Source organism: Comamonas denitrificans (assembly GCF_017368815.1).
GTDB classification, from domain to species: Bacteria; Pseudomonadota; Gammaproteobacteria; order Burkholderiales; family Burkholderiaceae_C; genus Comamonas; species Comamonas denitrificans.
Genome location: NZ_JAFNME010000004.1, coordinates 147,004 through 159,428 on the forward strand (window position 1 = coordinate 147,004; position 12,425 = coordinate 159,428).

At 59.8% G+C, this 12,425-nt stretch carries 9 protein-coding genes and 1 rRNA gene; 9 read left to right on the plus strand and 1 reads right to left on the minus strand.

Annotated elements, in window-relative coordinates:
* Positions 1–64 precede the first annotated feature (64 nt).
* Positions 65–1,252 (plus strand): MFS transporter, encoded by a 1,188-nt coding sequence (locus tag J1777_RS03240; RefSeq protein WP_207574412.1) that lies wholly within the window; start codon positions 65–67, stop codon positions 1,250–1,252.
* Between the two features lie 87 nt (positions 1,253–1,339).
* Here J1777_RS03240 and J1777_RS03245 read toward each other — a convergent pair whose 3' ends face one another.
* Positions 1,340–1,639 carry a hypothetical protein gene (locus J1777_RS03245; protein WP_207574395.1) on the minus strand — a complete coding sequence of 100 codons (300 nt, stop codon included), beginning with the start codon at positions 1,637–1,639 and terminating at the stop codon, positions 1,340–1,342.
* Positions 1,640–1,785: 146 nt separating this feature from the next.
* Here J1777_RS03245 and J1777_RS03250 point away from each other — a divergent pair, with 146 nt between their 5' ends.
* The 8 genes from J1777_RS03250 to J1777_RS03285 all read left to right on the plus strand — a co-directional run.
* Positions 1,786–3,039, plus strand: a complete 1,254-nt coding sequence (locus J1777_RS03250) for a glutamate-5-semialdehyde dehydrogenase (protein WP_377738175.1) — start codon at positions 1,786–1,788, stop codon at positions 3,037–3,039.
* 44 nt (positions 3,040–3,083) lie between these two features.
* Positions 3,084–4,547 (plus strand): Trk system potassium transporter TrkA, encoded by a 1,464-nt coding sequence (gene trkA / locus J1777_RS03255; RefSeq protein ID WP_207574397.1) that lies wholly within the window; start codon positions 3,084–3,086, stop codon positions 4,545–4,547.
* A gap of 9 nt (positions 4,548–4,556) precedes the next feature.
* Complete coding sequence (locus J1777_RS03260) at positions 4,557–6,023, plus strand: TrkH family potassium uptake protein (RefSeq protein ID WP_207574398.1); 1,467 nt, start codon at positions 4,557–4,559, stop codon at positions 6,021–6,023.
* A 91-nt stretch (positions 6,024–6,114) separates the two neighbouring features.
* Positions 6,115–7,410, plus strand: a complete 1,296-nt coding sequence (gene gshA, locus J1777_RS03265; protein ID WP_207574399.1) for a glutamate--cysteine ligase — start codon at positions 6,115–6,117, stop codon at positions 7,408–7,410.
* Positions 7,411–7,547: 137 nt separating this feature from the next.
* Positions 7,548–9,422, plus strand: a complete 1,875-nt coding sequence (locus J1777_RS03270; RefSeq protein WP_207574400.1) for a KUP/HAK/KT family potassium transporter — start codon at positions 7,548–7,550, stop codon at positions 9,420–9,422.
* A 64-nt stretch (positions 9,423–9,486) separates the two neighbouring features.
* A complete protein-coding gene (locus J1777_RS03275; protein ID WP_207574401.1) occupies positions 9,487–10,668 on the plus strand; it encodes a benzoate/H(+) symporter BenE family transporter in 1,182 nt (393 codons plus the stop codon).
* Positions 10,669–10,681: 13 nt separating this feature from the next.
* A complete protein-coding gene (gshB, locus tag J1777_RS03280) occupies positions 10,682–11,638 on the plus strand; it encodes a glutathione synthase (protein ID WP_207574402.1) in 957 nt (318 codons plus the stop codon).
* A 447-nt stretch (positions 11,639–12,085) separates the two neighbouring features.
* A 16S ribosomal RNA gene (locus J1777_RS03285) occupies positions 12,086–12,425 on the plus strand; the annotation flags it as partial.

Genomic DNA, 12,425 nt, shown 5'->3' on the forward strand with positions numbered 1-12,425 from the left:
AAATCGCGTGACTGCTTCCCCTTCTTCCTCCTCGGCCGCTACGGCCCCTTCCGCCCCCGACACCATGACCCGGCAAGAGCTGCGCTCCAGCGGTAGCTTGGCGCTGATTTTTGCGCTGCGCATGCTGGGTCTTTTTCTGGTGCTGCCTGTGTTTGCGCTGGAGGCGCAGCATTATGCAGGCGGCAACGACCCGGCCATGGTGGGCTTGGCCCTGGGCATGTACGGCCTGACGCAGGCGGTCTTTCAATTGCCGCTGGGCTTGGCTTCAGACCGCTTTGGCCGCAAAAAAGTCATCATCGTGGGGCTGCTGGTGTTTGCCCTGGGCAGCTTGGTTGCCGCGCTGGCCGATTCGCTCATGGGCCTGGTCTGGGGCCGCGCCTTGCAGGGCGCAGGCGCAGTTTCAGCGGCCGTCACGGCCCTGTTGGCCGATCTCACGCGCGACAGTGTGCGCACCAAGGCCATGGCCATGGTGGGCGGCAGCATTGCGCTGATGTTTTCGCTGGCGCTGGTGTTGAGCCCGCTGCTGGCCGGCTGGGTGGGCTTGTCTGGCATTTTTTGGATTACCTTGGCCTTGACGCTGGCCGGCATTGCCGCCGTGCTGTGGGTGGTGCCGCCCGAGCCGGTGCAGCACACCGCCATGCCCCGTGGGCGTTTTGCTGATTTGCTGGCCTACCCGGATTTGCTGCGCCTGAATGTGGGCGTGTTCGTCTTGCACACCGTGCAAATGGCCATGTGGGTGGCCGTGCCCACTCTGTTGGTGCAAGCGGGCTTGGTCAAAACGGCGCACTGGCAGGTGTACCTGCCCGCCGTGCTGTTGTCATTTGCTGCCTTGGGGCGCTTGTTCGCGATGGAGCGCAAGGGCCAGTTGCGCTCGGCCTTGCTACTGGCCATCGTGCTGGTGCTGCTGGTGCAGGCCGGGCTGGGAGCGCTGACGCTGGCGGGCGATGCGCCCTCGCTGTGGCTGCTGGGCGCGGCCATGCTGGTGTTCTTTATCGGCTTCAACATGCTGGAGGCCACCCAGCCCAGCCTGGTCTCGCGCATGGCCCCCGACCGCCTGCGCGGCGCGGCCCTGGGGGCGTACAACACGCTGCAATCACTGGGCTTGTTTGCCGGGGGATTTTTGGGCGGCTGGCTCTCGCGCCATGGCAGCCTGACCGGGGTGTTTGCAGCCACGGCCTTGCTGTGTGTGGTCTGGCTGGTGGTGACGTGGCCGCTGCAGCCCATCGGGCGCAATGCAGGCAAAACCACATAAAAAGAGCTGCTTACGCTTGTATTTATTAGAAATTTTGATTTTTAAAGCCTGATATCCTTTTAATCAAGGCGCAAGCAGCTATTGTTTTTAAAGTGGTTGCGGCTGGCTTTCCAGCTGTTCCCGGGCTTTTTCTACCCAGCCGTACAGGTTGTCGTGCAGCTCTTGCTGGTTGAACGTGCAGCTTTCTTCGGCGGCCAGGGTGCTCGCTTCTAGGCGATCCAGCAGTGCCAGCAGCACCTCGCCGTAGCGCGGCGGCAGGCTGTCCAGCAGTGCGCTCGAGGCGCGGGCTTGTTCGCTGAGCGCACTGGCGCTGATGGCGCATTCCTCGTAGCGCAGCAGGTTGTCGTGCAGGGCTTGCAGTTGCATCAGGGCGTGGCTGGTGGTCATGGTGCGTCCTCCTGGGGGTGTCAGTCGTTGAAACAGTGTAGGCCGTCGGCGCGCAATGTGGGGGCTTCAAGCCCGCGCAAGGGGGCGATCTCGGTGAAAATCCGCACATGACTTGCACTGCTTCCACGGTTTCTACCGCTGACCTCATGTTCACCCTGGGCACCCAGGCCAAAGCCGCTGCGGCGCTGATGGCCAAAGCCCCGGCCGATCGCAAAAACCAGGCCTTGCGCGTGTTGGCGCATTTGCTGCGCACCCAGGGGGCGGCGCTGGCTGCGCACAACGCCCAAGACATTGAGCGCGCCCAGGCCGCCGGCTTGGCCGCGCCCATGGTTGATCGCCTGCGCCTGACCCCGCAGGTGCTGGAGACCTGCGCCCAGGGCTGCGAGCAGCTGGCGGCCATGCCCGACATCATTGGCGAAATCATGGGCATGAAGCAGCAGCCCAGCGGCATCCGCGTGGGCCAGATGCGTGTGCCCATTGGCGTGTTCGGCATGATTTACGAAAGCCGTCCGAATGTGACGATTGAAGCGGCCAGTTTGTCGATCAAAAGCGGCAATGCCTGCATTTTGCGCGGCGGCTCGGAGGCGCTGGCCTCCAACCAGGCGCTGGCGGCCCTGGTCACGCAAGCGCTGCGCGCGGCCGATCTGCCCGAGCATGGCGTGCAGTTGGTGCCCACCACCGACCGCGCGGCCGTGGGGGCGCTGATTACCATGCCGCAGTTTGTCGATGTGATCATTCCGCGCGGCGGCAAGGGCTTGATTGAGCGCATCAGCGCCGAGGCCAAGGTGCCCGTCATCAAGCATTTGGACGGCAATTGCCACACGTATGTGGATGATCCGTGCGACCTGGACATGGCCGTGACCGTGACGGACAACGCCAAAACGCAAAAATTCAGCCCCTGCAACGCCAGCGAAAGCTTGCTGGTGGCGCGCGGTGTGGCCGCCCAATTCTTGCCGCGCATCGGTGCCATCTTTGCCCAAAAGGGAATAGAAATGCGCGTTTGCCCCGCCAGTAAAGCGCTACTAGCTCCTATTTTTGGTGCTAATGTGGTCGATGCCACTGAGGAGGATTGGCGTACTGAGTACCTGGGGCCAATCATCAGCATCCGCATCGTGGAGGGACTGGAGGCGGCCATTGCGCACATCAACCGCTATTCCAGCGGCCACACCGAGGCGATTTTGACGCGCGACCACCTGCATGCGCAGCAGTTTTTGCGCGAGGTCGATTCCAGCAGCGTCATGGTCAATACCAGCACCCGCTTTGCCGATGGGTTTGAATACGGCCTGGGGGCGGAGATTGGCATCAGCACCGATAAATTCCACGCCCGTGGGCCGGTGGGGATGGAGGGGCTGACCTCGCTGAAATACATTGTGTTGGGCGAAGGCCAAGTGCGCCGGTAAACCGGCTGGACCATAAAGCAAGGCTGGCGCAAGCCAGAAATGCGATGAAAATCATTATCTTGGGGGCGGGTCGCGTGGGCTATAGCGTGGCCGAAAGCCTGGTGTCTGAGCGCAATGACATCACGGTGATCGACACCAATGCCCAGCGTCTGCGTGAGCTGCAAGAGCGCTTTGATCTGCGCTGTGTTCTGGGCAATGGCATTGATGCCAAGGTGCTGAGTGAAGCGGGCGCACGCGATACCGATTTGCTCATCGCCTGTGCGGCCCAGGACGAGACCAATCTGGTCTGCTGCAAGATCGCCCACATGCTCTACAACATTCCGACGCGGATTGCGCGGGTGCGCTCCTCGGGCTTTGAGGTGGAGCAGCCGCTGATGGGGCCCGAAGGCTTTGCGGTCGATGCCATCATTTGCCCCGAGGCATCGCTGACCCGTTACATCAGCAAGCTCATTGAGTTCCCCGCGTCGCTGCAGGTGCGCAGCTTTGCCGGGGGGCGGGCTTGCCTGGCCTCGGTGCGGGCACGGCTGGGGGCGCAGGGAACGGGGCTGACGATTGAGGCACTGCGCACCCATATCCCGCAGCTGCATCTGCGTGTGGTGGCAATTTACCGGCGTTTTGCCGATGGCCCGGACCGCTTTGTGCGCTGCGATGGCCGCACGCGCATCGAACCGGGCGATGAGGTGTTTGTGATTGCCGGGCGCGAGCACCTGAAAGAAATTTTGAAAGTCTTTTACAACGCCCCAGGCATGCCCGCCCGGGTGGTGCGGCGCATCATGATCGCCGGGGGCAGCTTGGTGGGCCAGCGCTTGGCGCAAGAGCTGGCCAGTGAGGCCAAGGGCTTTCAGATCAAATTGCTGGAATCCAATGCCCAGCTGTGCCAAACCTTGGCCGCACAACTGCCGCCCGAGGTGTTGGTGCTGCACGGCAGCTTGGGCGATGAAGACTTGCTCATGGAAGAGCACATTGAGGACATCGATTTTTTCCTGGCACTGGGCGATGATGATGAAAACAACATCATGGCCAGCCTGTTGGCCAAACGCCTGGGCGCGCGGCGCGTGCTGGCGCTGATCAACCAGCGCAGCTACGCCGATTTGATGCACGGCACGCAGATCGACATTGCCTTGACCCCTTCGCAAGCCATGCTGGGCGAGTTGCTGGCCTATGTGCGCAAAGGCGATGTGCAGGCGGTGCACAGCCTGCGCCGGGGCGTGGCCGAGGCGCTGGAGCTGGTGGTGCGCGGAGACAAAAAAACCTCCCGCGTGGTCGGTCGCGAGGTGGGCAGCCTGCGCCTGCCTGAGGATGTGCACATTGGCCTGATCGTGCGCGGTCTGCCCGATGAGCTGGCCGAGACGCAGGCCGATGAGGCCGCCCAGCACGAGCCCGAGGTGATCTTCCCGCGCTCCGATACGGTCTTGCAAAGCAATGACCACGTTGTGTTTTTCTTGCCGCACAAGCGCCTGGTGGCCGAGGTGGAGCAGCTGTTTCGCGTCGGTGCGACGTTTTTCTAAAGGCCAGCGATGCGCGATGTTTTACCCGTTTTGCGCGTGCTGGGCATGCTGCTGTTGCTGTTTGCGCTGTCGATGTTGGTGCCTTGGGCGACTTCCTACTACCAGCGCGATGGCGTAACCCTGGTGTGGCCGATGGCCATGGGGCTGACGGCCTTGTTGGGCGTGGCGCTGTGGTGGGGCTTGTTTCCGTTTAAGCAAGATTTGCAGCCGCGCCATGGGGTGATTTTGGTCACCGTGGCCTGGGTGAGTTTGCCCTTGTGTGGGGCCCTGCCCATCTGGGGGGTGATGTTTGTCCAGGGCGCACCGATTTCGGTCACCCATGCCTATTTTGAAGCCGTCTCCGGACTGACCACCACGGGGGCCACCGTGCTCTCGGGGCTGGATGCGTTGCCGGTGTCGCTCAATATGTGGCGCACCTTCTTGCAATGGATGGGGGGGATGGGGATTTTGATTTTGGCCGTGGCCCTGCTGCCGCTGCTGGGGGTGGGGGGCAGCCAGCTGTTTCGCGCCGAAGCGGCCGGCCCGATCAAAGACACCAAGCTCACCCCGCGCATGGCGGGCACGGCCAAGGGGCTGTGGGGCGTGTACAGCCTGTTTTCGATTGCCTGCGCGGTGGCGTTTTGGCTGGGTGGGATGGCCCCACTGGATGCGGTGATGCACATGTTTGCCACGGTGAGCTTAGGGGGGCTGTCGCCCCACGATGCCAGTTTTGGATTTTTTCAATCGCCGCTGCTGGAGGGCATCGCGCTGATTTTTATGCTGCTGGCCAGCTGCAATTTTGCGCTGTACTTTATTGCGCTGCGCAAAGGCAACTGGCGCACCCTGTGGAACGACCCGGAGATGCGGGCCACCATTGGCGTGCTGCTGGGCGGTGGGGTGTTGGTGGCGCTGCTGCTGTGGGCCAAGGGTGTGTACGGGCCGCTGGAGGCCCTGCGCTACGGGATGTTTCAGGTGGTCTCAGTGGCCACCACCACCGGCTTTGCCACGACCGATTACCTGACGTGGCCGGTGTTTGCCCCGGTGCTGATGCTGTTTTTATCCGGGGTGGCCACCAGTGCGGGCTCTACCGGGGGCGGCATCAAGATGATGCGCATGCTGATCTTGTTCCAACAAGCCCGGCGCGAAATGACCCGCCTGGTGCATCCCCGCGCGGTGCAGCCGGTGGTGGTGGGCGGCAAGGTGATTGAGCACCCGATGATTTTTTCGGTGCTGGCGTTTATGCTGGTTTATGGGGCCACCATCATTGTGCTCAGCATGGTGCTGTTGCTGACCGATTTGGACCCCGTCACCGCGTTCTCTGCCGTGGTGGCCAGCGTGCACTGCACTGGGCCGGGGCTGGGGGCCTTGGGGCCAGCGTCCAACTACGCGGTGCTTACGGATTTTCAGATTTGGGTATGCACCCTGGGTATGCTATTGGGGCGGCTGGAGATTTTGAGCTTCATGGCCTTGCTGACGCCCGCATTTTGGCGGCGCTGAGGATGTGGCTCGGGCCCAGGGAGGAACAAATACTGCCCCAAGCAGGTCAGCACTCCCTACAATCAGCCTCCATTGTCTATAGAGGGCATTCATGGTTCCGCACTTTATTACGGCCTTGACCGGCCCCATCAACGAGCTTGAGCAGCGCATCATCGACTCCACCCCAGCCATTGAGCGCTGGTTTCGGCTGGAGTGGATGGAGCACACGCCGCCGTTTTACGCTTCCATTGACCTGCGCAATTCCGGCTTCAAGCTGGCACCGGTCGATACCAACTTATTCCCCAGTGGCTGGAATAACCTGACCGAGCCCATGCTGCCGCTGGCCGTGCAGGCCACCATGGCCTCGATCGAGAAAATCTGCCCCGAGGCCCGCAATCTGCTCATCATTCCGGAAAACCACAACCGCAGCCCGTCGTACCTGGCCAGCTTGGCGCAGTTGCAGCGGATTTTCAAAATGTCGGGCTTGAATGTGCGCCTGGGCTCCATCAGCCCAGACGTGAAAAAACCGGTGGAAATCAACCTGCCCACCGGCCAAAGCGTGGTGCTGGAGCCGGTGGTGCGCACCAAGCGCCGCTTGGGGGTGAAGCACTTTGACCCCTGCACCATCTTGCTCAACAACGACCTATCGGCCGGGGTGCCGGGTATTTTGGAAGAGCTGTACGAGCAATACCTGCTGCCTCCGCTGCACGCCAGCTGGAGCATGCGCCGCAAATCGCGTCACTTCCAAAGCTATGAAGAGGTGGCCAAGCGCTTTGGCAAGATGCTGGGCATTGACCACTGGTTGATTCATCCCCTGTTTGCCAAGGCCGAAGGGCTGGACTTTGCCCAGAACACGGGCATGGAGGCTTTGTCTGCGCAAGTCGATGCGCTGCTGACCAAAATCCGCCGCAAATACAAAGAGTACGGCATCAAGGACAAGCCCTTCGTCATGGTCAAAGCCGACAACGGTACGTATGGCCAAGGCATCATGACCGTGCGCGATGCCAAGGAGTTGCCCGAGCTGTTGGCCACGGCCGGCGAAAAGCTGGGCTTTGTCCACAATGGCGTGTCGGTACACGATGTGATCGTGCAAGAGGGCGTGCAAACTTCTGAGCGCATGCACGATGCCGTGGCCGAGCCGGTGGTCTACACCATGGACCGCTACGTGGTCGGCGGCTTCTACCGCATGCACCCTGAGCGCGGCATCGACGAAAACCTTAACGCCCCTGGCTCCAGCTACGTGCCGCTGGCCTTTGCCCACAGTGCGCAAATGCCCCAGGCAGGGCAACACCCCGGTGCCAGTGCCCCCAATCGCTTCTACATGTATGGCGTGATTGGCCGCCTGGCCATGCTGGCGGCCAGCTACGAGCTGGAGGCCACCGACCCAGATGCCGAGGTGTACGACTAAGTCGAAAAACCAGCGTGAGTTCACGGCGACAGAGCCGGTATGCCAGACCCGAAAAAAATTTGAATATGAATACACAGAGGCGCACAATTGCGCCTCTTTTTTTCTAGGAACCTCGGCCCCACAGCCGAGGGGCGTTTGTGCAAAACCAGTCCTCGTCGTTACCGGCGCTGACGTTGGGGGCCATTGGTGTCGTGTTTGGCGACATTGGCACCAGCGTGCTCTATACCGTCAAAGAAATCTTTGCCACTGGCCATGTGCAGTTCACCCATCACAACGTCTATGGTGTGCTGTCACTGATTTTTTGGACGCTGACCCTCATTGTTTCGCTTAAGTACGTGGTGTTGGTGCTGCGCGCGGACAACAACGGCGAGGGGGGCCTGGTCGCCATGCTGACTTTGGCCTCCCGTGCCGTGGCGGATCGCCCGAAACTGCGCCACGGCATGCTCTTGGTGGGCATTTTTGGCACTTGTTTGTTCTACGGCGATGGGGTCATCACCCCCGCTATCACGGTGCTGGGGGCGATGGAGGGCCTGGAAGTGGTGTCGCCCCAGTTCAAGGCCTACGTCATCCCGCTGACCTTGCTGGTGCTGTTCGCCCTGTTCTTTGTGCAAAAAACAGGGACTGCTGGCATTGGCAAATTTTTTGGCCCGGTGATGATGCTGTGGTTCCTGGCCATTGCGGCTCTGGGGCTGCTGCATATTGCCCAGCATCCGGAGATTTTGTGGGCCCTCTCCCCGCACTACGCCTGGGGCTTTAGCCTGCACAACCCCGGCATCACCTTCATTATTTTGGGGGCCGTGGTGTTGTGCGTGACTGGCGGCGAAGCGCTGTACGCCGATATGGGGCATTTTGGCAAGCGCCCGATTCGGGTGGCGTGGTTCTCTATTGCCATGCCCGCACTCACCTTGAATTATTTTGGCCAAGGGGCGCTGCTGCTGGCGCAGCCAGAGGCGGTGAAAAACCCATTTTTTTATTTGGCACCCGAATGGGCCGCTTTGCCCCTGGTGGGTTTGGCCACGGCGGCGGCGGTGATTGCTTCGCAGGCGCTGATTTCTGGGGCGTTTAGCGTGACCAAGCAGGTGATTCAGCTGGGCTTTTTGCCTCGCCTGCAAGTGCGCCATACCAGCGCGTATGACAAGGGGCAGATTTACATCCCCTTTGTCAATTGGGCACTGTTTGCGCTGATCGTGCTGGCAGTGGGGCTGTTTCGCAGCTCGGGCAACTTGGCGGCGGCGTATGGCATTGCGGTGACGACCGATATGTTGATCACCACGGTGCTGACGTTCTTTGTGATTCGCTACGCTTGGAAGCGGCCATTAATGCTGTGCATCACGGCCACCGGGGTGTTTTTTACGGTGGATGTGTTGTTTTGGGCCTCCAATTTGCTCAAACTTTTGCACGGGGGCTGGTTTCCTTTGGTCATTGCGGGGGTGGTTTTTTTGCTCATGGTGACGTGGCGGGATGGCCGGGCGCGGCTGGGCGCTGCCATGCAAGATTCGGCGTTAGAGCTGCAAGCATTTTTGGATGCGCTGTTTCTTGCTCCTCCCACGCGGGTACCGGGCACTGCCGTGTTTTTGACTTCCAAAGAGGCTTTGGTGCCCAATGCCCTGCTGCACAACCTCAAACACAACAAGGTGCTCCATGCGCAAAATGTGTTTGTGACAGTGCGCAGCCACGAGGTGCCGTGGGTGGCCATGGACAAGCGCCTAGAGGTGCGCTCTTTGGGCCATGGCTGCTGGTCGGTCATCGTCCACTACGGGTTTAAAAATGACTACGATTTGCCCCGTGCTTTGGCCTTGCTCGAAGGAGCTGGGGTGGCGTTGACGCTCAACCCCATGGCGACCAGTTACTTTGTTTCCCGCGACATTGTGGTGCCGACGCTGGGCAAAGGCATGGCGCTGTGGCGTGAAAAGCTGTTTGCCCAAATGCACCGCAGCGCCCGCACGGCGGCCGAGTTTATGAACCTGCCCAGCAATGCTGTGGTGGAATTGGGGTCGAAAGTAGAAATTTAAGCTATTTAGGGCTTAAACCCTTATGCATCAAGCGCTAACAGCTATATAAATTGTTTATTCAGACATGCAGTTTTTTCGGGATGTAAGCCTCTCCACCATCGTGGCGGGGCTGGTGGCCGTATTGGTGGGCTTTACCAGCTCCATCGCCTTGGTCTTTCAGGCAGCGCAATCTTTTAGTGCCAGCAGTGCGCAAATCACCTCCTGGGTCTGGGCACTGTGCATGGGTGTGGGGCTGTGCTGCATCGTGCCTTCGCTGTGGCTGCGCCAGCCCGTCATGGTGGCCTGGTCCACGCCCGGTGCTGCCGTTTTGGCCGCAGGCGGTGCGGCAGGGCAGTTTGGTCTGGAGCAGGCCGTGGGTGCGTTTATCGGCAGCGCCTTGCTTATCCTTCTGTGCGGGGTGACGGGGATTTTTGAGCGCCTCATGACGCGCATTCCTGTGGCGTTGGCTTCGGCCTTGCTGGCCGGTGTGCTGGCCAAATTTGGCATGGATGCCTTTGGCGCTGCTGCCAGTGGCCCCGCCATCGTGCTGCCCATGCTGGCGGCTTATATCCTGGGCAAGCACTACCACCCCCGCTATGTGGTGCTGTGGACGTTGGTTGCGGGCATCGCTGCGGCCGCCCTGCAAGGCCAACTGCACTGGGAGCAAGTGCAGTGGACGCTGGCCACGCCGCAATGGACCACGCCGGTCTTCACGTGGCAGGCCTTTGTCAGCCTGGGCCTGCCGCTGTTTGTGGTCACCATGGCTTCGCAAAATCTGCCTGGGGTCATTGTCATGCGCTCGGCAGGCTATGCCGTGCCGGTGTCGGGCATCGTCAGCCTGACGGGAGCGCTCAGTGCTGTGTTGGCCCCTTTTGGCGGGTATGCCATTAACTTTGCGGCCATTACTGCCGCCCTGTGTACCGGCACCGAGGCGCACCCCAACCCGGCCCGGCGCTACACCGCTGCGGTGGTTTGCGGCGTGGCCTATTTGCTACTGGGGTTGTATGCCGCTGTGGTCACCGGCTTGCTGTTGGCTTTTCCGAAAGAATTGGTGCTAGCCATCGCCGGGTTTGCCTTGCTGGCCAGTATTGCCGGTGGCCTGCACGCTGCCTTGGCCGATGCCCGGCAGCGGGAAGCCGCCATCGTGACTTTTTTGGTCACCTTAAGCGGTGTGACGCTGTTGGGCGTAGGCTCAGCGTTCTGGGGGGTGGCAGCAGGTGCAGCGGTTTTGCTGGCGCAAAAGCTCCCCCAATGGAAGAAGATTTAATTCACGGACTGTTATGCAACTGCTTTTTATTGCCGATCCACTGGCCAGCTTCAACACCAAAAAAGACACCACTTTCGCCATGATGCGCGAAGCGCAGCGTCGGGGGTACGCCATCTACGCTTGCCAGCCGCAGCACTTGCAATGGCAAGCCGGTGGCCAAGTGGAGGCACTCGTGCAGCACATTCGTATCACCGATGCCGCCCCTGGCAGTACCGACTGGTTTGAAGTGCTGCAAACACAAACCCGCACTGTGGCCAGCTTTACCGCCAGTTTGATGCGCAAAGACCCGCCGTTCGATAGCGAGTTTTTTTACGCCACCCATCTGCTCTCCCAGGCTGAGCGGGAAGGGGCCAAAGTCTTCAACAACCCGGCGGCCTTGCGTGAGCACCCGGAAAAACTCGCCGTCATGGAATTTCCCCAATTCCTCGGCCCCACCTTGGTCACCCGCCAAGCGTCGGCCATTCGTGCTTTCCATGCCCAGCACCAGGACATCATCCTTAAGCCCCTGGACGGCATGGGCGGCATGGGCATCTTTCGGGTCAAGTCCGATGGACTGAACCTTGGTTCCATCATCGAAACCCTCAACCAAAATGGGGGCACCAGCGTCATGGTGCAAAAATTCCTGCCCGAAATCAGTGCAGGCGATAAGCGCATCCTCATCATTGGGGGCCAGCCCGTGCCCTTCTGCTTGGCCCGCATTCCACAAGGCAACGAAGTGCGTGGCAATCTGGCTGCAGGGGGCAAAGGCGTGGCACAACCCCTGAGTGCCTCTAACCAAGCCATGGCCGAGGCCGTCGGTGCCCAGCTGGCCCCTCGGGGTTTGCTGCTCATTGGGTTGGATGTTATTGGTGAGTGCATCACCGAAATCAATGTGACCAGCCCCACTTGCTTCCAGGAAATCCAGCAGCAAACAGGTTGTGATGTCGCAGCCTTGTTCATTGATGCACTGGAGCACGCCTGTAAAGTGTGAGAATTTCCGGGAAAACCCCAATCTCATGCTATAGTTCGCCCCCTCGCAACGACAAGCGGCGGGGCGGTGATTCAGAAGAATTGCAGGCCCAGAAGAAAATTTTCTTCACCACTTGTCAGATGCACAAATTTCTGTGTACAATGCAAGGCTTCGCTAAACAAGCAGCTTGAAAAAGTTTAAAAGTTAGCGAAAAGTTTTAAAAAATCTTTTTTGCTTTTTTAAAACAGACAGCAAAACGCTGTGCTACAATACAAGGCTTCGCTGATTGCAGCGGTGCTTAGAAGTTGCAAAACTTCTGTTTGAGATCTTTAACAAGATACAGCCGATAAGCGTGGGTATTTGGTGGTGGATAGAAGTTTGCCATTAAATACTCATGTGAATATGAAGTGAAGTTCACTTCAATTCCGTTTTTGAGTGAAGTCGCAAGACTTTAAATTTTTTAAGATCGAACTGTAGAGTTTGATCCTGGCTCAGATTGAACGCTGGCGGCATGCCTTACACATGCAAGTCGAACGGTAACAGGTCTTTCGGGATGCTGACGAGTGGCGAACGGGTGAGTAATACATCGGAACGTGCCTAGTAGTGGGGGATAACTACTCGAAAGAGTGGCTAATACCGCATGAGATCTATGGATGAAAGCAGGGGACCTTCGGGCCTTGTGCTACTAGAGCGGCCGATGGCAGATTAGGTAGTTGGTGGGATAAAAGCTTACCAAGCCTACGATCTGTAGCTGGTCTGAGAGGACGATCAGCCACACTGGGACTGAGACACGGCCCAGACTCCTACG

Excerpts from the sequence above, each read along its gene's own strand:
- J1777_RS03275 (WP_207574401.1), top strand. The coding sequence starts at position 9,487 with ATGCAGTTTTTTCGGGATGTAAGCCTCTCCACCATCGTGGCGGGGCTG.
- gshB (WP_207574402.1), top strand. The coding sequence starts at position 10,682 with ATGCAACTGCTTTTTATTGCCGATCCACTGGCCAGCTTCAACACCAAA.
- J1777_RS03240 (WP_207574412.1), top strand. The coding sequence starts at position 65 with ATGACCCGGCAAGAGCTGCGCTCCAGCGGTAGCTTGGCGCTGATTTTT.
- J1777_RS03245 (WP_207574395.1), bottom strand. The coding sequence starts at position 1,639 with ATGACCACCAGCCACGCCCTGATGCAACTGCAAGCCCTGCACGACAAC.
- J1777_RS03250 (WP_377738175.1), top strand. The coding sequence starts at position 1,786 with ATGTTCACCCTGGGCACCCAGGCCAAAGCCGCTGCGGCGCTGATGGCC.
- gshA (WP_207574399.1), top strand. The coding sequence starts at position 6,115 with ATGGTTCCGCACTTTATTACGGCCTTGACCGGCCCCATCAACGAGCTT.
- J1777_RS03260 (WP_207574398.1), top strand. The coding sequence starts at position 4,557 with ATGCGCGATGTTTTACCCGTTTTGCGCGTGCTGGGCATGCTGCTGTTG.
- trkA (WP_207574397.1), top strand. The coding sequence starts at position 3,084 with ATGAAAATCATTATCTTGGGGGCGGGTCGCGTGGGCTATAGCGTGGCC.